Origin of the sequence: Meiothermus sp. (genome assembly GCF_025056915.1) — a bacterium.
Taxonomy (GTDB): Bacteria; Deinococcota; Deinococci; order Deinococcales; family Thermaceae; genus Meiothermus.
The window spans coordinates 1-16,585 of sequence record NZ_JANWVH010000065.1 but is presented as its reverse complement, the minus strand read 5'-3'; the positions used below and the strand labels follow the sequence as shown (position 1 = coordinate 16,585).

General features: G+C 65.1%; 22 protein-coding genes. All 22 read right to left on the bottom strand.

Annotated elements, in window-relative coordinates; translation table 11 throughout:
- Positions 1 to 585 (bottom strand): phage tail protein (locus tag NZN28_RS10745; protein WP_295398049.1); only part of this gene is annotated, 585 nt, incomplete at its 3' end.
- Positions 586 to 1,668 (bottom strand): baseplate J/gp47 family protein, encoded by a 1,083-nt coding sequence (locus tag NZN28_RS10740; RefSeq protein WP_295398046.1) that lies wholly within the window; start codon positions 1,666 to 1,668, stop codon positions 586 to 588. It abuts the gene before it with no gap.
- Positions 1,661 to 2,041 carry a hypothetical protein gene (locus NZN28_RS10735; protein ID WP_295398044.1) on the bottom strand — a complete coding sequence of 127 codons (381 nt, stop codon included), beginning with the start codon at positions 2,039 to 2,041 and terminating at the stop codon, positions 1,661 to 1,663. Before NZN28_RS10735 ends, NZN28_RS10740 begins: the two co-directional genes overlap by 8 nt.
- Positions 2,042 to 2,043: 2 nt before the next feature.
- Positions 2,044 to 2,565 (bottom strand): hypothetical protein, encoded by a 522-nt coding sequence (locus NZN28_RS10730; RefSeq protein WP_295398043.1) that lies wholly within the window; start codon positions 2,563 to 2,565, stop codon positions 2,044 to 2,046.
- Entirely contained in the window at positions 2,555 to 3,217 is a 663-nt protein-coding gene (locus tag NZN28_RS10725) for a hypothetical protein (protein ID WP_295398042.1), read from the bottom strand. The genes NZN28_RS10730 and NZN28_RS10725 overlap by 11 nt, the downstream gene beginning before the upstream one ends.
- Positions 3,214 to 3,750: a hypothetical protein gene (locus tag NZN28_RS10720; protein ID WP_295398040.1), complete on the bottom strand. Its 537-nt coding sequence runs from the start codon at positions 3,748 to 3,750 to the stop codon at positions 3,214 to 3,216. The genes NZN28_RS10725 and NZN28_RS10720 overlap by 4 nt, the downstream gene beginning before the upstream one ends.
- Complete coding sequence (locus tag NZN28_RS10715; protein ID WP_295398038.1) at positions 3,747 to 6,110, bottom strand: tape measure protein; 2,364 nt, start codon at positions 6,108 to 6,110, stop codon at positions 3,747 to 3,749. Before NZN28_RS10715 ends, NZN28_RS10720 begins: the two co-directional genes overlap by 4 nt.
- The gene (locus tag NZN28_RS10710) at positions 6,107 to 6,256 is read right to left on the bottom strand and encodes a hypothetical protein (protein ID WP_295398036.1); all 150 of its coding nucleotides are present in this window, start codon (positions 6,254 to 6,256) and stop codon (positions 6,107 to 6,109) included. Before NZN28_RS10710 ends, NZN28_RS10715 begins: the two co-directional genes overlap by 4 nt.
- A gap of 4 nt (positions 6,257 to 6,260) precedes the next feature.
- The gene (locus NZN28_RS10705) at positions 6,261 to 6,575 is read right to left on the bottom strand and encodes a hypothetical protein (protein WP_295398034.1); all 315 of its coding nucleotides are present in this window, start codon (positions 6,573 to 6,575) and stop codon (positions 6,261 to 6,263) included.
- A 7-nt stretch (positions 6,576 to 6,582) separates the two neighbouring features.
- Entirely contained in the window at positions 6,583 to 7,026 is a 444-nt protein-coding gene (locus tag NZN28_RS10700; RefSeq protein WP_295398033.1) for a hypothetical protein, read from the bottom strand.
- Positions 7,027 to 7,037: 11 nt separating this feature from the next.
- The gene (locus NZN28_RS10695; RefSeq protein ID WP_295398031.1) at positions 7,038 to 8,456 is read right to left on the bottom strand and encodes a DUF2586 domain-containing protein; all 1,419 of its coding nucleotides are present in this window, start codon (positions 8,454 to 8,456) and stop codon (positions 7,038 to 7,040) included.
- The gene (locus NZN28_RS10690; protein WP_295398029.1) at positions 8,456 to 8,644 is read right to left on the bottom strand and encodes a hypothetical protein; all 189 of its coding nucleotides are present in this window, start codon (positions 8,642 to 8,644) and stop codon (positions 8,456 to 8,458) included. Before NZN28_RS10690 ends, NZN28_RS10695 begins: the two co-directional genes overlap by 1 nt.
- A gap of 15 nt (positions 8,645 to 8,659) precedes the next feature.
- Entirely contained in the window at positions 8,660 to 9,097 is a 438-nt protein-coding gene (locus NZN28_RS10685) for a hypothetical protein (protein ID WP_295398027.1), read from the bottom strand.
- Entirely contained in the window at positions 9,094 to 9,609 is a 516-nt protein-coding gene (locus NZN28_RS10680; RefSeq protein ID WP_295398025.1) for a phage virion morphogenesis protein, read from the bottom strand. The genes NZN28_RS10685 and NZN28_RS10680 overlap by 4 nt, the downstream gene beginning before the upstream one ends.
- Positions 9,609 to 9,998 carry a phage protein Gp36 family protein gene (locus tag NZN28_RS10675; RefSeq protein ID WP_295398023.1) on the bottom strand — a complete coding sequence of 130 codons (390 nt, stop codon included), beginning with the start codon at positions 9,996 to 9,998 and terminating at the stop codon, positions 9,609 to 9,611. Before NZN28_RS10675 ends, NZN28_RS10680 begins: the two co-directional genes overlap by 1 nt.
- Positions 9,999 to 10,205 (bottom strand): hypothetical protein, encoded by a 207-nt coding sequence (locus NZN28_RS10670; RefSeq protein WP_295398021.1) that lies wholly within the window; start codon positions 10,203 to 10,205, stop codon positions 9,999 to 10,001.
- Between the two features lie 8 nt (positions 10,206 to 10,213).
- Positions 10,214 to 11,077 carry a phage major capsid protein gene (locus tag NZN28_RS10665; protein WP_295398019.1) on the bottom strand — a complete coding sequence of 288 codons (864 nt, stop codon included), beginning with the start codon at positions 11,075 to 11,077 and terminating at the stop codon, positions 10,214 to 10,216.
- 10 nt (positions 11,078 to 11,087) lie between these two features.
- On the bottom strand, positions 11,088 to 12,032 hold the full coding sequence (locus tag NZN28_RS10660; protein ID WP_295398017.1) for a phage protease: 945 nt from the start codon (positions 12,030 to 12,032) through the stop codon (positions 11,088 to 11,090).
- A 377-nt stretch (positions 12,033 to 12,409) separates the two neighbouring features.
- Positions 12,410 to 13,612, bottom strand: a complete 1,203-nt coding sequence (locus NZN28_RS10655; RefSeq protein WP_295398015.1) for a phage minor head protein — start codon at positions 13,610 to 13,612, stop codon at positions 12,410 to 12,412.
- Positions 13,599 to 15,059, bottom strand: a complete 1,461-nt coding sequence (locus NZN28_RS10650) for a DUF935 family protein (protein ID WP_295398014.1) — start codon at positions 15,057 to 15,059, stop codon at positions 13,599 to 13,601. Before NZN28_RS10650 ends, NZN28_RS10655 begins: the two co-directional genes overlap by 14 nt.
- On the bottom strand, positions 15,035 to 15,313 hold the full coding sequence (locus NZN28_RS10645; RefSeq protein ID WP_295398012.1) for a hypothetical protein: 279 nt from the start codon (positions 15,311 to 15,313) through the stop codon (positions 15,035 to 15,037). The genes NZN28_RS10650 and NZN28_RS10645 overlap by 25 nt, the downstream gene beginning before the upstream one ends.
- Before the next feature lie 250 nt (positions 15,314 to 15,563).
- The coding region (locus tag NZN28_RS10640) for a terminase family protein (protein WP_295398010.1) at positions 15,564 to 16,585 on the bottom strand (1,022 nt) is incomplete at its 5' end.

Here is a 16,585-nt window from a genome sequence, read left to right as displayed (position 1 = left end):
CCACACCTGCCCAGGCGGATCCCAGGTGAGCCCCACAGGATCCCATGTGAGCGGCCCCGCGGGCACGTACTGCACGCTGCCGATGCGGGTGTGTGCCGGTTTTATCTGGTTGATAATCCCCAGGATGCGGGCCCGCTCCTCGGGGGTGCCGTCATAGCTACGGCTGGCGGGATAAATATAGATATCGAACTCACTCCACCGCGCAGTGTCGTAGGTCCAGACGGGCACAATCGCGGATGCGTAGCCAAGCTGCGACAGGGCCACCGCGAGACCATATTCTGTTCCCGACCATTGCCAGAATTCCCAAGCCCCGAGCACCCGGGTGCGCCAGCCTTCCAGCGATTCGCCGGGATAGCGGGTCAGGCCCCGTTCCGTTCCCAGCAGATTTAGGGCGTCCTCGGGTGCGATGGCGGCCCAGCGGGCCAGTAGGCCGGTGGCGGTCAGGGAGGCGTACTCGTCCAGGGCCTGGCCCCAGCCAGCCAGCAGCGCCCGGCCCCGGTCTTTTTGCAGCCAGGGCGGGGCCAGCTCGGGCAGCCAGTCCTCGTAAAGCCGAACTGGAACCAAATCAATCTCCGGGGCCGGCATCTACACCTCCTGGTAGGTGGCGGTCAGGTTGAAGTTGGCCACCTGGGTGGGGGTCAGGGTCTGGTCGGTGGCAGGAGCGGTGAGGGCCACATCAAGCACGTTGGTCACGAACAAAGCCTCCACCAACGCCGAGCGGTACACTACCGCGCCGATGGGGAGGCTCTGCTGGAAGGTGGCCAGGCGGGTGGTGACCTCGGCCTGCACCTGGGTAAGGAAACCGGCTTTGAGGCGGATGGTGGCGGTCACGGCGATGTTCACCTGGGTGGCCGCGTAGACCTGCACGTTGGCCGTGAGCGGCTTGCGCTGCTGGATGTAGGCATCCGCCGCAGCCACCGCCCCCGGCCCCAGGCCGCCCTCGCCCCACACCACCACGTCCACCGTGCCCTGGCCGCGCGGGTTGTTGTCCAGCACCCGCACCTTGGTGATGGTAGGCTCTGCCGAGAGCGCCCAGTAGCGATAGGCGTCGGCGGTAGCCCCGGTACCCAGACTGGGCCAGCGCAGGCGGCAGCGCTCGCGGTAGGCAGCGTCACTCTCCTTATCTATGGCCGCCTCCAACACCACCGTGTTGGTGATGCTCACGCCGGGAAGCGGGGTGAACATGATCGTGCCCGAGCCGAGGGGCAGGTTGTAGGCTGCGCCAGGGCTTTCGGCGCGGAACTCCAGATCCAGGGTGCCGCCCAGGGGCAGGGTGCCGCCGCTCAGATTATTGAATCTAAGCCCTGCTGCGTTGCCTACCCAGAGATGGCCGGGCTGGATGCTGTAGGGGCCGAAGCCGGCCTGGGCAGTGAGGCGGAAGGTCTGCCGGGCGAAGGTGGCCTGCTTGCGCGTAAGCGCGTAGGCGCTCTGGCCCAGCAGGTCGAGGTAGTCGCCGGTGGCGGTATCCAGGAAACCGCCCTTGGCGATCTCGAGCCGGAGGGCCTCGAGGTCGGCCAGCCCCGCCGCCTGGAGCTCCACCAGGGTGCGCTGCACGCTGCCTTCGACCCAGTCGGTGGGCGGGTAGCCCTTCGCCTGGAGGAAGGCGATCAGGGCAGCCATCACCTGGTCGCGGCTGCGGGGTTGCAGCAGTTGTTGCAGGTTAGGCACGCAGCACCTCCACAGCGATGTTGTCAATCTCCACAATCAATCGGAAAGGCCCGTCGCTGGTTTCCAGGTCTATTGCAATCTGCAAAGCCCGGGCTTGTGGGGGGGCGTCAATAAGCGTTGCTGAGGCCGATAGCACTCGCTCGTCCTTCTCGCACTCAGCAGCCACCAGGGTTTCGATTTCATAGCGCACCTCGTCGGTAAGGGCTTCGTTTAGGTACTGTCGTAAATCAAGGCCATAGCTGAGGTCATAAAACAATCTTCCACGAGGCGTGATGAGCCGCCGGGCAACAGCTTCAGCCAGATTGGCGGTACCTGATTTGACGCTGAAGTTGAGGTCAGGCAAAGCGCTCAGGTCGGTTCCAAAATCGGCCATACTCACCCCGAGTTAGTTTTCGACGAGCCGCTGATGATGGTGCCGGTCACGGTGGCCGTACCCGGCGCAACCCCGCTCACCTGAATCTGATCGCCTACCCGCGCTACTGCGGGGCCGCCCCCGGCGAGCCGGACGAGCGGGGCCTCCAGCTCGAGCAGGGCCGGGTCGTAAACCCGGGTCTTGCCAGCCTCGTCGTCCAGGCGTACCTTCCGACCGGCAACGGTGGTAACCTCTACCACCACTGTGCCCCCAGCCTCCCACAGATAGGCCACCGGCTTGGCCGGGTCAGCCCCCTCGAAGCCCAGCAGCACCCGGCTGCCGGGTTGCACCTTCACGTAGGCCCCGGGCAAAAAAACCCGCAGCGGGATGCGCACCAGCAGGGGCAGCCGGGGGTCATCGGGCTCGAGGTCCAGCCGCATATCCCCGTGGTCTTGCAGCACCCGGGCTGGATAGAGGGCCAGGTAGTCAATCCGGGCTTCACGGGTTAGCAGGCGCAATGATCGCTTGAGGCGTTCAGTCTGCACACCACACCTCCGTGCGAAGCTCCCGGCCCACCCAGTGGGTCACCCGCTCGATTTTGCCCAGGTTCTGCTCCACCCCGCCCACCACCCCGCGCAGGGTGGTTCCCGGCTGTAACTCTGGCGATAGGGGTAGGGTGTAATGCCGGGCCTCGGGACGGGCCCGCACCACCGGGACCGGGCCTTGCGGAGGGTAGCTATCCACCCCGATCCAGACCCGACCGTCGAGGTCTACCCTCCAGGTGCGATTGGTCCCCGCCAGCAAGGCCATCAACAACTCCCAGGCAGTTCCTATTGGGCGAACATAGTGAGTAAAGGTGCCAGGTAAATCGATTTCACCTGGCTCCTCCCCGGCCTCAGTCAGGATGTCCTTGGCTACGGTGGCCGCCGGGATGCCTTGGTAATAACGGCGGGAGAGTACCCGACCCAGCCCGCCTGCTCCGCAAACCGCTTCCAGCCGCCATGAGCCACGCTCCAAACCGCTCCGCAGGGCGGTGCAAAACCACTCGGTTCCATCCTGCCAGCGCAATCGAACTGGTTCCCCCGACCTCGGTCCCTGTGGGGCGGCCAGGCTGAGGAAGCCCACCCCGCGCCCCACCCGGGGCAGGCTCAGGCTGGCCTCGGCCACCGGGATGCCACCCGCCTCAAGCAGGCTCATGGGCGCACCCCCACTTTGGAAGGCGCGGTGATGTCCCGCCCCTCAGGCAGGCCCGGCCCGGCGACGGTGGGTTCACCAACCGATTTGGTCTTGCTGGTTTTTCTTTTCTCCTTCGGCTGCCACTCGCGCATGGAAATAGTTAAGGTCAGCCCATCTTGGGGGCTCCAGGGAGTCTCCTCGAGAGCGAAAATGTACACCTGCTTGATGTTCCAGCGAGTAGCTGCTGGATGCACGATTCCTATGGGGTTAAAACTGGACTGCTCCCGGCGCGGACGGAAGAGGTCGTTGAGCCGCCGAAGTCGAGGGAGCTGCTCTTCCTCCCAGATAATCACCTCAGCAGTTAGCTCGGCATCGGCGTAGCCCAGCACAGTGCGGGTCGAACCGTCCTGGCCAGGTATTTCCCTGGTGTCCTCACGCAGGCCTCCTGGCTTGACCTTAAGGCGCACTGCTCCCTTGAGATCAGCTTTGGCATCAGGCGCGATTACGAAACGGCGAGTGCCTACCAGAACCAGCCGGTGCTCGAGGTCAATCATGCCCCCTCCTCCCGCGCGGCTCGCTCGAGGGCTTCCAGTACCGCTTCCAGCGCCACCATCCGCACTTCCTCAGCTACCGCTTTGGCCTCCGCCCCGCCGTTCACGGTGATGGGGCCAACCGTGACATTGACGATTCGGCTCGTATTTGGAGCGTTGTAGGCAAAAGAAGGGGAAGCAACCGGCTGGGGCAGGCTCAAAGTGGCAGCCACCGCCAGCCCAGCAGCAGCCCGCTGCACCTGGGCAAGCGAGGAGCGCATCCCTCCCTCGAGCCCGGCCCCCAGCATCCGCCCCAGGTAGGCAAAACGACGGCTGGGAGAGCGGATTTCGAGTGGTCTGGAAAATCCCTGTTGAACTTTATCAGCTAGCTGGGTAGCGGCGTTCTCCACCGGAGTATCCCCGCCCAGCAGACCACCGACCAGGCCCTTAACCACGTCCCGCACCCCTGGGGGCAGCAGGTCAATGGCTCGCCGCAGTAATCCCTGTAGTAAACCTGGTAGGCGAGCAAACGTGTTGCCGATGCGCTCGGGCAGGCTGGTGAACCAGTCCAGCAACCCCTTCCCGGCTTGCTTCAAGCCCTGCCAGGCCCGGGTGACCATGTCCCTGAACCAACCCACTCGTTTATAGGCCAGCACCAATGCTCCGCCCACAAGAGCAATGCCGCCAACGAGCCAGCCGATGGGGCCTGCTGCAAGCAGCCAGGCTCCCGCCATTCGCAGGCCGGCCAGCAAAGCCATGCCGGAGGTGCGAATGGCCGTAACCCCCAGCAGGGCCAGGGCGCGAATACCCGTCCAAATAGCAGAAAACCCAAGTACAGATACGCGCGCAATCGCTGTAAATACCCTTCCCCCCAACCAGGTCAAAGCTCTTTGAAGCGCTATTACACGGCCTCGAGCTAACAACGCTTGCCCGCCCATCCCAATCAGACGAATCAATCCCCGTGTAGCCGCGACAGTGGCTACTGTCCCCCAGCGGGTCAGGACTCCAACGCCACCCAGACTTACCAGGTTCAAAACCCGCCATGCCGCAGCCAATGCAGCAATGGTGCCCAGCAGTCGAAGGGTTCCTGCTATTGTTCCCCCCATACCGGCTTCGGTCTGGCCAAAACTGCCAGATAAGCGTCCAAGCGCAGTTGCCAGCGGTTCTACCCTGCGCCACAGCCCGGTCAGCAAATCGAAACCGCTGCGCACACCGGCGAAAAAGTCCAGGGCGATAGCTCTGACCTGGGGCCAGGTGGCCCGCGCCTGTTCGACAACCGTTGTGGCTCGATTGAGGAATCCGAGAATAGCCTCACCCGCTTGTTTGGGCTCGGTGGCTGCGGCCAGGGGGCCGAAAGCGGCTTTGAACAGCCCGCTAATCCCTTTGGTGAGCCGAGCCCCGATAGTGGAGCCCGGTGGTTTGTTGAAGTCGGTAAGGTCAGCCAGATTGACCAGTACCTGCCTGAACGGCTCAAGCGCCTTGTCCTGCTCGAGGCGAAAGGCCAGAGTCTGAGGCCTCGAGCGGAGGGTGCTGATGAGGCCGAATATAGAGCGTGCTTGCGCGGCCATACCACCCCCGAAACGGCCCTTCAGCCCGCGATGAATGGCTCCCAGGGCCGCCTCAGAGGAGATTTGCCCCTGTTCAATCAGCTTTCGAACCGTAGGGATATCGGTATTGAACGCCTTGGCCAGTATCTCAAAGGCGGGGATGCCCCGCTCGGTGAGTTGGTTGACCTCTTCGGTGTTCAACTTGCCCGCTGAGCGAATCTGGCCGAATACCGTGATCAGATCGTTCAATCCAGTAGACCCCAACGAAAGCGCTGCCGCAGTGTCGCCTAGCGTGGTCAGCAATGGCTCGATCTGCCGGGTGTTGAATCCCACCGCCAGCGCCTGGCGCACGGCCTCGAGCACCTGTGGGGTTTCAAACGGGGTCACGTCTGCAAATTTGATGGCCCAATCCAACGCAGCGTTGGCCCGCAGCGGCGAGCCCAGGATGGTGCCCAGTGCGATGCGTTGCTGCTCGATGAAGCCCACCTGATCAACCACCGATTTGGTCGCAAAGCCGATAGCCCCAGCTATCAACGCGTTTTTCAGGTTGAGCACCGACCCGGCCACTCCGCTGAACGCCCCCCGCAGGGCTCCTACCCGCGCGTGCAGCGCGCCGATGCTCCCCTGGGCTGCGCCGATGGTAGCGATGGCCCCGGTGAGCCCTCGAGCAGCCCGCTCGGAGAGCCCAAATGAGCGCTGTAAGGCTTTTTGGGCTGCCTCTCCCCCTCTGACAACCTTCTTCAGCGCCGCATCGGTGCCCCGGAGGGCCTGGTTGATACGACGGGCCGGGGCGCTCACCCGATCCAGGAGGTCAAAAGTCCACTGGAGGCGGCTCATTTGGGTGGGTTCAGTCGGGCGATCAGGTCAGCCGAAAGCAGCAGGGCCCCGGCCAGGGCTTCAGCCCCCTCCTCCCCGCGCTGGTAGGCCAGCAGGCAGCGGGCGGTAAGGGCCACATCGCGGTTTTGAATTGCCCGCTCGTACATCTCTTTAGAGCGGGCGAAATTCGGCCTCCTCGGTGGCCCCGGCCAGCCGCACCAACTGCTCACCGAAGGGGGCCACCAGCCCCGGCTTGCGCTCGAGCAGCCGAGACAACTCTGAAGGGTCGGGGTATACCGCACAGTCTTGCAGGAGGGCCTCGAGGGCCTCGTACCGGCGATCTTCGCGGGCGGAAAGGTTGAAGAAGCGCTTCATGGCCGCGCGGGAGGGGGGTTTCACCACCAGCGTCGCCCCGGCGGCCTCGAGGATATACACCTCACCATGTTCGGCTTTGAGTTTGTCCACCTGTTTGGCTTCTAAAGGCATAATCCTCCTAGCTCAACATCTTTTTGAGCGGTTTCTTGCCGCCAAACTCAATCCACAGGATGTGCAGATCCAGCTTCACCGTGAGCCCGTCGGTGCCCTGGCTATGAGATTCCTCTACTTTTTTGATCCGGCAACCCCGCAGCTTGTCGGTCACGGTGGGTCGGCCCTCCTCGGCGTAGCTCACGGTGATGTCGAATGCCTTCTCCATGTAGCCGTCGCCTAGGGCATCCAGCAGCTCTTTCCACTCCTCGAGGTAGGTGGTCAGGCTGCCTTCGGCCTTGAGCTCGCCCTTGGTGCGGCCCAGGATCTGGGCATGGGCTCCGCGCACCTCGCCGGGCTCGAGGTCCTGGCTGTAGGACACCTCCTTGTGCCCATAAAACTTCTTGCCGTTTACGTCGGCCTCGATCGAGGCATAGCTGTAACGGTGACCGTTGATCAGCGGATAGTCCACAGGTTACCTCCTTAAGCCGCAGCGGCCTCGAGCGCCGGGTTGGCGAATCCGATGTCCACCTGGATGTACTCGAGGTAACCCAGGGGCCGCACCCGCACGGTGAGGGTGGTGCTGCGGGTAGAAAGCACGTTGGAATCGCGCTTGAGGCTCACCTGCACCGCCGATGCGTGTCCGGGCGAAACCAGCCCGGCCAGGAGCTGGCCTTCCACGAAGGCTTCGATGGCTCGGGCGTCGGGTTCGTAGATGTTGCCCGAACCGTCCACTCGCACATTGTCGTTGAGGTAGCGCAGGGCCGCGTTGCGGGCAATCCGGCAAGCGCGATCCATCACTCGACGATTTTCCAGGTACTGGAAATCGGAACCGGCGGGCGCTTTGATGCGGCCTCGAGTGAAATAGTGACCATCGCGGCCAATCACGGTGCGCATGGTGGTGAAGAACTTCTCGTCGAGGCCAGGGGTTTTGGCCTCATCGCGGTACAGGCTCACCACACCCTGCACCGGCCCGCTGATGATTCGCCCCAGGTGCTCGTGTACCGGGATGGCCGCCAGCCGCCCCGAGGCCGGCCAGGCCACCGAACGCTTCTGCACGCGTCCGGTCAGGGGGCTGGCCAGCTCAGCATACCCACCCGCCACCGCTACCCGCTTATCGGCAAAACTGTTCCAGGCGGTGAGTAGGTTGGCGTCGGTGTCGTCGGCGGCCTCGAGCAGGGCAAAAGCAAAACGATAGTTGGTCTCAGCCTGCTGCATCTTGGTGGCCACCCCGGCGGCAATGGTGGGGGTAGCCTCCCCCACCACGTGCACCCAGCCCCACTCGCGGGGGTCACCCAGCAGCACGTCCAGCGAGGTGTTGAGGTCGGAAAGGGTGTAGCTGGGGGCGGTGGTGGTGAAGCTGTACTGGTCGCCCTGGGCGAAGCTGGTGCCCGAGCCGCCGTCGCTGAAGGTCAGGGTCAACCCGGTGCCGGGCAGGGCGTAGGTGCCGCTCACCGGCAAGGCGATCTCGGGGCTCCAGTTGTCCCCGCCGTCCAGGGTGTAGCGAAAAGCCGCGGTGTTGGCGGCCAGGTTGGTGCCGCTGCGGGTGAGCTCTACCTGTACCTGGTAAGCGTCCAGGGGGGCTCCGGACACGGCCAGGCTCCCGGTGCCGCTACCGGTCTTGGTCACACTGCTCACCGTGCCGGCTACCGAAGCGTTGGTACGGATGGCATAGACCGGGGCCCCGGAGAGGGCCAGGTGGGTAGCCAGAGCCTCGGCCAGAGGGCCGCTCCCGAAGGTGTCCTGCACCTGTTTGAGGTTGGTCACGGCCACAATCTGGTTCACCGGCCCGGCGCTGGCCACGCCAATTTTGGCCGAGACGCCGTCGGTGGGCGGGGGCAGGATGCCCAGAGCGCCATCCTGGATGTCGAACCAAACGTCGGGTAAAAGGGGCTGGGGCATTAGCCGATCACCTCACTCTGGGCTGCCTTCAAGGCCGCCCGGTACTCGCTCTCGCTGACCTCGCGCCCTTCCGGCCAGTTCGCCTTGGCCCTGGCCGCGGCCAGCAGCCACGGGGGGGTAGCCAGCAGGGCTGCCCACTCCTCGAAGGGGCGCATGGTTTCGGTTTTGGTTTTTTCCTCTTTGGCCATCGTTACCTCCTGGTGCTAGATAAATCCACCACACTCCTGGGTAATCTGCTCGAGCTCAGCGAAGGCTTCAGCTCGAAGCAGAGGCGCTGCGACGCTGAAGTTCAGTACAATGACGGTTCCCAGCTGATCCCAACCTTCCGGCTCCCAGGTAGCGCTTTCCAGCCGCAAGGATGTGCCTAAACTCTGGGTCAGGGCGGTCACGGTTTCGCTGAGCAGGGCCTCGAGCTGGGCGTAGTCCTGCCCCCACAGGTGCAGCTCGAGGCCCACCTCGCGGGTCCAGAGCACCCGGCCGGGCTGGGGCTGGGGGCGGTCGGGGGGGATGAAGCGCTCGCTCACCGGAACCAGCACCAGCCGCGGGGGGCGGTCGTGCTGGGCCAGGTGCTGCCGCCCCAAATAAAGCGGGGTGCCCGGGGGCAGCCGGGTCAGCAGGTCGTTGTAGAGTTCAACGATCATGGTGCTTGGAAATAGCGCTGAGCGGCATCGGCAAAGGCCTGCTCCCAGCGGGGAGAGAGCCGGGGCTCGGGGACGAAGGGCCGGGCCGGGATGACCACCCGTTCAGTTTGAACCCACCTACCTCGCCCGCCTTTACGCTTCCCCGAGCCCCCGGCCAGCCGGAAGCGCAGATATTTAGCTCGCTTGGGCCGGATGACCCCGCCGTACTGGTGGATGGCCGCATAGCGCACGTTGGTGCCCACGATGAAGCCTCGGTCGTTGGCGCGGTAGGTGAAACTTCGGCGCAGCCGCCCGGTATCGGAGAGGGTCTGGCCTTGCTCGAGCTGCGCCCTGAGCGAGCGCTTCCAGGGCCGGTCCCAGGGGTCGCGCTCCCGCTCGAAGGAGAGGGCGATCTGCTCGAGGGCGGCTTCGGCCACGGTGCGAGCCAGCCCCTGACGCCACGAAGGTTGGGTCATCTTTTCGGTGGTGTGAATCAGACGATTCAAACGAGAAAACTCCCCTCGCAGTCCCATCACCACCTCCGGGGGTCGCTCACTGCATGCAGGCCCTCGTTGGGGGTGGTGGGGGATGCGTCCACCACCCCCACCGGGGTGACCACGCCTAGCGACACATCGCGCAACCAGCGCAGGGCGTCCTCGTAGCGCAACCGAACGTGTTCATCAGCGCCTTCAGGCGCGAAGCCCCGCCCGGCCAGCAGGTCGTAGGCCGCGATGATGGCCACGGCCCGGCGCAGGTCGTCTCCCCAGCCCACCAGGGGCAGCTTGTAACGGGCCTGCAGGTAGGAGTCGGCCACCTGGCTGGCGGCCTCGAGCGCCGCGCTCTGATCTGCCGAGGAGATACCGCCGAGCGCGGCTTGGCGCAGGGCCAGGCGGTAGAGGTCAGCGGAAGTGGCGTAGGCCATTTAGTCTCCCAGCGCGGCCCGCACAGCCTCGGCTTCCTTCCTGGTCAGGCCCAGGTTGCGCAGGGTTTCCAGGTTTGCCCGCACGTCCTCGAGGGTGTGCAGCCCAGCCGCCAGGAGCTTGGCCCGGGCGGGAAAGTCCTCGGGCAGGGGGGTAGCGGAGGGCGTTGGAGCGCTCTCGCGCATGCGCTGAATGGTATAAAAGCCCATACCGCTCCTTACTGGGTGATCAGCCGCACCACCCCAGGGGCGCTCGAGCCCGGTAAGCGCCCGTAGCGGTGGGCCACGAAATACACGTGTACCCCGAAAAGTTCGCTGTCCTTGGCAATGTCGTAATCACGCACCACAGTGGGCACCCGGTTGTACCACAGAGCCAGGGCTCCGCGTTTGATTAGAAGGGTCACATAGTTGTTAGGAGCGCCCGTGATGACTGGGGCGCGGTCAGAGAGAATGTAGCGCAACGCGATTGGCCCGATGCTGATAGTGTTGTTTTGCCAATTCACGAGCGGATTGCCCGTAGTATCTTTTAGCTTCAACACATCAGAGAAAACTTTGGAGTGAAATACCACTACGCTAGCGTTGGAAATCTCGTCTCCAAAGGCCATTACTGCATCCACCAGTGCGTCGTAGGAAATAGTGGCGGTATTACGGTTTACTGTAATTTGCCCGCTGGATGGGGTAGTGGCATTAGCTGAATCAATCAGTGCCTTATCAAAACGGCGCCTGGCCGCTTCAATCAGTTGGTTGGTGATTTCCGTGTATGGATCGGCATACATGGCAGCAATTTGGGCCCAAGCAGTGATCTCGTTGAGAGCCCCAGAGTGCTGTACCTGGGCAGTCTCAGCTACCATCGAAATAGCCTGAGGGGTGAGCGAGCTACCTTCAGTAATGTCGCTCAGCTCACCAAAGACGTTAAAGTACGGCACCTTGATGGTATCGGTGCCGCGCAGCCCCCCAGGCAGAGTATTGGACTCCACCACCGCCTCGGTGCCGTAAAGGGCAATCTTGCCCGGCCAGGCCGCGGCCACCGCATCGGCCAGTACCTCGGGGACAATCAGGTTGGAACGGGTCGTTACCGGCATCTATTACCTCCTAGTAGCCCAGCGCTTCCTTGCGCAGGCGGCGGTACAGCTCAGGGTTTTGTTCGAATAAATCCTTTCTTTGCTGGTGGCTCAGTTTGCCCCACTCGAGAGGCGAGTCCTGGGGCTCCATTACCGGCTCCGGCAATACCCGGGGGGCCACCTCGAGGAACGCGGTGAGGGCTTCCAGGCTCTGGCCCTGGGCCCAGGGCAGCATGGCCGGGGTCAGCTTGCCCTCGCGCTGGCCGCGCTCGAGCAGGGCGGCCAGGCGCTCCCTGCGCTGGGCCTCCTCGAGCTGGCTCAGCCGCTCCTGCACCCGGGGCAGCTCAAGCGCCGCCTGCTGCCAGGCCTGTACTACTGCCAAAGCCTCCTCGGAGCTCTGGCGCCCGGTCAGACCGGTCAGGGTGCGCTCGAGGCCCACCAGCCGGGTCAGGGTAGGGCCTACCTCAGCCTCCTGGCCGTCTCGAAGTCCTAAAAGCCGCAACACTTCCGTCATTTCTTGCCTCCTTTTTGGCCAATCGTCTTTAGCCACCAGCGGCTCCATTCGCTTGGTGGCCGGGATGTTGGTCAGGGCCAGGTTGATCAGCTCGACAATCCAGCCTTCTTCATTCGCGTAAAACGCCGGGCTGAAGTAGCGGTACTCTCTCGCTTGCAGCAGTTCGCGGGCCCGCTGGGTCCACTCCACCCGCACCGCCCACAGCCCGTCCTCGCGTAGCTCGAGGTCGAACCAGCCCGCCGCCGGAACCGGGCCGTTGGCCACCGGATCCAGGGCCTGATGTTCATAGTCAATCGAGAGGCGGTTGCCGTACTCCTGCCAGGCCGCCATCACCTGCTGACCTGCTTCCGGGTTGAAGAGGAAGAGGCCCTTGGTGGTCTCTATCGACCCGAAGGGAAAGATGCGAAACTCCCCAGGGGGGCCCTGGGGAAGCTCGAGGGTCAGCTTGTGGGGTTGGGGCATGCTTTCTCCGTTCCAAACGGAAAACCCCCACCGGAGTGGAGGTGCAGTTTGGCTAGATTAGCGTTATGTTAGCACAAAGTGGGGCAGAGCCCAAGGGGTATCAGCGCGTTTCAATCCTCACTCGAGCTTTCGCCCGAGTGCAACAGCATCTCAGATCGAAGGCGGCGGGGTAAACCCAAACTCCTTAGCCGCTCGACGAATCTCTCCCAACAAACGCTCGAGGCGGGCTCGTTCTTCAGCAGTATTGGGACGAACAGCTTTTAGCAGATCGTAGACCCGGGTTAGTTCCGATACCTCGCTCAACCACTCCTGATCGTCCCAATCGTCCGGGTTATACAGCGCGTCACGGATAACGGCCCACCGGCTCTCCACCCGCTCTAGAAGCCAAGCTGCGGATTGTTCCTGAGCCAGGTGCGCTTGGGCCATAAGCTGATCGCCTCCAAAGACGAAGCGAGGTATCCCGTTACCAGTGTACCATGCGTCAGGTCGTAGACTACCACGATCCAGGGCTCGGCTTCCGGGCCTAGGTCGTCTCCAACCACCTCACTTGGGGCTATAACCAGGGCAACCGGCCCCCGGGGCGGGGCATGGACGACCACGGCAGCTCCGGGATGGATAGCCGCGCGGCGCAAAATCTCCAGATATCGCTCAGGGGACAGGTCGGGGCGGAATTGCTGGTCGATGATAGCGTGCTGAATCAGTTTCTGGAGCAACCGGGGGGCCTCCTCCCCAAGAAGCGCTCGAACTTCGGGGTCCCTGACCTTTACGGGTCTTTGTGGGAACTCCCCCACCGCCACCAACGCTAGGGCGGATGGGGCATCGTTCTCCGCGGCCTCCACCTCCCCTCGAGCGATGGCCGCCAGTCGAGCCCGGGCCTCCGCCGCTCGGCGCGCATCCCGCCCAAACGCCGTCCCCAACGCCTGGATGTAAGCCGCCCACACCCGAGGATCATAATCCTTTGGATCGGGGCTCCACTCCCAGGTTTGCGGAGCGTTGCCAAAACCGGCCTGGGGGGCGCTCGAGGTTGGCCGTTCGGTGATTCCTCGCTGGCGGGCCTCGAGCTCGGTTAAGGCCCGCACCCCTGACCGACAGTTGAAGTGCAGCGGCGGCCAGTTGCGATTCCACCAGGGGTCATCGGCAGGCAGTACCGTGCCATGTCTGGTTTTGCAGATAGAGGTGGTGCGGCTATCCAGCACAGCATCGTACATCCGGTAGGGGCGGGCCTGTTTGACCTCCGGGGCTTCCATCTGCGCCCAGCGGCCCGAAGCGTAGGCCATCTGCACGTTGGTGCGGAAGATGATTTCGAGCCGGGCCGAATCCTTCCGGCCCCAGGCCGCCTCGAGCTTCCCCCGCATTTCCTTGGCCCACTCGGCATAGGGGATGCCCTGCTCGAGGGCCCGACTCAGGCTCTCCCAGACCTCGGCCAGCAGGTCGAGCTGGACCACCCCGGCTACGGTGAAGGCCTTGCGCCGGGCCCGTTCCTCGAGGGCCTGCCACTCCGCTTTGGGCAGCGGCAACCGGGCCCGGAACCAGGCAATGGCCTCCTCGGGCTGAACCGGGTTGGCGCTAACCTTCCACATCGCTCCACACCGCGTAGCGCCCGGCCAGCTCGCCCAGCAACAGTGCGTTTTCCATCAGGGCGGCCAGGTCATCGGGCTGGACCTCTGGGAATAGCTCGAGCAGCCGCGCCCGCAGCCCCTCGTAGTCGGAGGCTTGCTCGAGGGCCTGCCCCACCCGGGCCACCAGTGCGGCCAGCCGCTCGGGGGCAGCCTCCCGGCCCCGGTCGGCCAGGCGGTCGGTGTAAAGCTGGCCCTGCACGAAGCCGCTCGAGGCCCGCACCCGATCCCCCGAGGCCAGCCGCACCAGGGGGGTGGGGCTCGAGGCCAGGGGCACCCCGTAGGCCTCGAGCAGGGCCAGTACATCCACCGGAGCCCCGGCCTGGGCCAGGGTGGCCACGGCCTGGGCCAGCCGGTTCAGGGTCTCGGCCTGCTGGGCCCGGTCTTCCGGCGGGGTGGTCTCCCAGCGCGGCCAGGGGGCCAGCCGGGCATCCCCGAAGTTGAACTCGGCCCAATAAGAGAGCACCTGTTCCCGCAGGGAGGTGGCCAGGGCCTCGGCGTCGGCCTCGAGCAGGTCTTGCCGCACCGCGTCGTGGACCCGGGCGGCGGCGAAGCTCCCGCCCTGCACCTCGGTGGTCAGGTTCTGGCCCAGGATGGCGGTGGCCAGGGCGGTATTGGCCCAGCCAATAGCGGCCTCCTTGGAGCGCCAGACCTCCCCCGATGGGGCGAGGATCTGCAACTGGTAGCCCTCCGGCAAGGCGATTCCGGTGGAGCTGCCCAGGTCAGCCAGATCCCGGGCCAGCTGCTCCCGGGCCGCGTCGGTGGTGGGGCCGGAGGCGCTGCCCACCCGGATGGCCCCCACCTCGTTGTCCCGCGCCCAGTACCGCACGGCATCGGCCTTGACCAGCCACGGCACCGCCAGGGCCCGCCACAGCCCCTGAGCCCAGGGGCGGCGGGGGCCGTAGGGGGTGTAGAGCCACCAGGCCCCAGGGCGTGGCTCCACCCGGCTGCCCTCGCGGGTCTGGACGTACCAGGCCCCGCGCTGGGGGTCATAGCCCAGGTTGCGCGGATGCCAGACCTCGAGGCGGGGCAGCAGCCGCCCGCTCTCGCCCTCCTGCCAGTCCAGCCGGGCCAGGCCAACGCCCAGCAACAATCCCCACGAAATGAGCTGATAGAGGCTTTCCTCGGGAGCGAACGACCAGAAATCGGCCTCGAGGGCCCGCACGACGGTCTTGCCCTCTCGGTTGTTAGCCGGTTCGAACGCCAGGGGTAGCCCGAGCAGCCCGCGCACTCGCGTGCCCAAAGTGGCCTGCACGCGATCGTCGGCGAGCATCGAATCAACCAGGTCGGCAGCCAGCGAGAGGTTGCCCCCCTGGGCCATCCGCCAGGCGGTGGTGAGGTCGGCAGGGGCCCAGTCGGTACGGGCCCAGCTCGAGGGTTCAGAAACTAGTTGCGGTTGAGGTTTCGCCATATCTCCACCAGTAAGGGGCGAGCCAGGATAGCCTGCACTCGGGTGGGGCGGTCGGCCTGCAAGAACGCAGCCAGATCCCGGGCGGCCTGGGAGCGTTTCTCGGGAGGGCGGTCGGCCTCGAGGGCGCGGCGCAGTTGGGGCTGTACCCGGCTCCAGGGAATCTGGCGCGGCCCTATTTGCACGGCATAGCTGTGGCAGCGGGCGAGCAGGGGTTGTTCGTCCCCCTGGGCGCTATAGGCGATGGGTGGGCCCATCCGCCTCATTCGCTCTCGCAGAGCGGCGGCCAGGAGGAGAGCAGGGTCGGTTCCTCCTCGCTGAGCTCGAAGGTGTGATAGGTAAGCCCGCAAGCGTCGCACCGGTATCGTCTCCTGAGTATCACATCCGGCCATTGGCCCTCCAAAGAAACCCGCTGGCGGGAGCGCACCTGGGTGCTTCCGCAGCGGGGGCAGGGTACAACAAGGTAGAGTTTCCCTAGCTTAGCCATACGATAGCACAAAATGGGGCCTAGCCCCACCTCGAGGGCACCCGCAAGGCGGTGTACTGGGTGGGGCCACCCCGCACGGTCCAGAGGGCCAGGCCCAGGCTCATCACGGTATCGTCGTGAGCCCCACTGGGGGCTTCGTAACTCACCCCATGGGCGGTCTGGCGGGCTTGCAGGGCCCGTAGCTCGGCCAGCAACACCGGCTCGGGGTAGAGCCAGAGCCGCTCCTCGGCCAGGCTGAGGCGGAGCTCGGTGAGAAGCTGGGCCTTGCTGGCCTGGGTGAAGCGAAAGGGGTGGGTCTGGGGCCAGGCCCGCCGCAGCCGCTCGTACACCGGGTCCCCCACCCCGGTGGCGTCCACGGTCAGCCGGGCCCCGTAGGCCCGCAGCACCCCCAGCACCCGGGCCTCGGTGTACTCCCACTCGCCCTGCCAGCGCTCCTGGTGCACCAGCCGGTAGGGCACCTCGGTCACGTCCAGCACGGTCAGGCTTGACCAGTCCCGCAGCCGGGCCAAGTCCAAACCGGCGGCGTAGGCGCGCCCCGGCTGCGGGGGTTCGGGTCCCTCGAGCCTCACCGCCTGCGCAATCAACTCTTCGGGTATGGCCCCACCGGCCTCGACGAATTCGGCCAGGTACTCCTGACGGAAAGCCCATTCGCCCAGTGCGACGCGCTCGGCCTCGAGGAAGTCGCGGCTGATGCGGGGGATGTCGTAGGCGGTGACCCGGATGCGCTCGCCCCGCTCCTCGGCCCAAGCCCGGTAGAACCAACCGCGCATGCCGTAGGGTGTGGAGATGGCGATCAGCCGGCCCCCGGTGACTGCCAGCATGGGCCGGGCAGCCTGGTACAGCTCATCGGGAATCCAGGCCGCCTCATCGAGCACCACCAGGTGCGCCGAGTAGCCGCGTATCCCCTCCTGTGCCCCTGGGAGCGCGATGACCCGGCTGCGGTTGGGTAGCTCGAGACGTAAGGCGCTCTCGCCCGCCAGCTCGAGCCCGAGCTTGGTAGCCAGGGAGCGCACCTTGGCGGATAGCTCGGAGGATTGCCGCA

What these genes read in the sequence shown, in the direction of transcription:
- NZN28_RS10705 (WP_295398034.1), bottom strand. Translation starts at nt 6,575, where the DNA reads ATGCCTTTAGAAGCCAAACAGGTGGACAAACTCAAAGCCGAACATGGT.
- NZN28_RS10665 (WP_295398019.1), bottom strand. Translation starts at nt 11,077, where the DNA reads ATGCCGGTAACGACCCGTTCCAACCTGATTGTCCCCGAGGTACTGGCC.
- NZN28_RS10675 (WP_295398023.1), bottom strand. Translation starts at nt 9,998, where the DNA reads ATGGCCTACGCCACTTCCGCTGACCTCTACCGCCTGGCCCTGCGCCAA.
- NZN28_RS10720 (WP_295398040.1), bottom strand. Translation starts at nt 3,750, where the DNA reads ATGATTGACCTCGAGCACCGGCTGGTTCTGGTAGGCACTCGCCGTTTC.
- NZN28_RS10680 (WP_295398025.1), bottom strand. Translation starts at nt 9,609, where the DNA reads ATGGGACTGCGAGGGGAGTTTTCTCGTTTGAATCGTCTGATTCACACC.
- NZN28_RS10670 (WP_295398021.1), bottom strand. Translation starts at nt 10,205, where the DNA reads ATGGGCTTTTATACCATTCAGCGCATGCGCGAGAGCGCTCCAACGCCC.
- NZN28_RS10715 (WP_295398038.1), bottom strand. Translation starts at nt 6,110, where the DNA reads ATGAGCCGCCTCCAGTGGACTTTTGACCTCCTGGATCGGGTGAGCGCC.
- NZN28_RS10735 (WP_295398044.1), bottom strand. Translation starts at nt 2,041, where the DNA reads ATGGCCGATTTTGGAACCGACCTGAGCGCTTTGCCTGACCTCAACTTC.
- NZN28_RS10690 (WP_295398029.1), bottom strand. Translation starts at nt 8,644, where the DNA reads ATGGCCAAAGAGGAAAAAACCAAAACCGAAACCATGCGCCCCTTCGAG.
- NZN28_RS10655 (WP_295398015.1), bottom strand. Translation starts at nt 13,612, where the DNA reads ATGTGGAAGGTTAGCGCCAACCCGGTTCAGCCCGAGGAGGCCATTGCC.
- NZN28_RS10710 (WP_295398036.1), bottom strand. Translation starts at nt 6,256, where the DNA reads ATGTACGAGCGGGCAATTCAAAACCGCGATGTGGCCCTTACCGCCCGC.
- NZN28_RS10660 (WP_295398017.1), bottom strand. Translation starts at nt 12,032, where the DNA reads ATGCCCCAACCCCACAAGCTGACCCTCGAGCTTCCCCAGGGCCCCCCT.
- NZN28_RS10645 (WP_295398012.1), bottom strand. Translation starts at nt 15,313, where the DNA reads ATGGGCCCACCCATCGCCTATAGCGCCCAGGGGGACGAACAACCCCTG.
- NZN28_RS10725 (WP_295398042.1), bottom strand. Translation starts at nt 3,217, where the DNA reads ATGAGCCTGCTTGAGGCGGGTGGCATCCCGGTGGCCGAGGCCAGCCTG.
- NZN28_RS10685 (WP_295398027.1), bottom strand. Translation starts at nt 9,097, where the DNA reads ATGATCGTTGAACTCTACAACGACCTGCTGACCCGGCTGCCCCCGGGC.
- NZN28_RS10695 (WP_295398031.1), bottom strand. Translation starts at nt 8,456, where the DNA reads ATGCCCCAGCCCCTTTTACCCGACGTTTGGTTCGACATCCAGGATGGC.
- NZN28_RS10650 (WP_295398014.1), bottom strand. Translation starts at nt 15,059, where the DNA reads ATGGCGAAACCTCAACCGCAACTAGTTTCTGAACCCTCGAGCTGGGCC.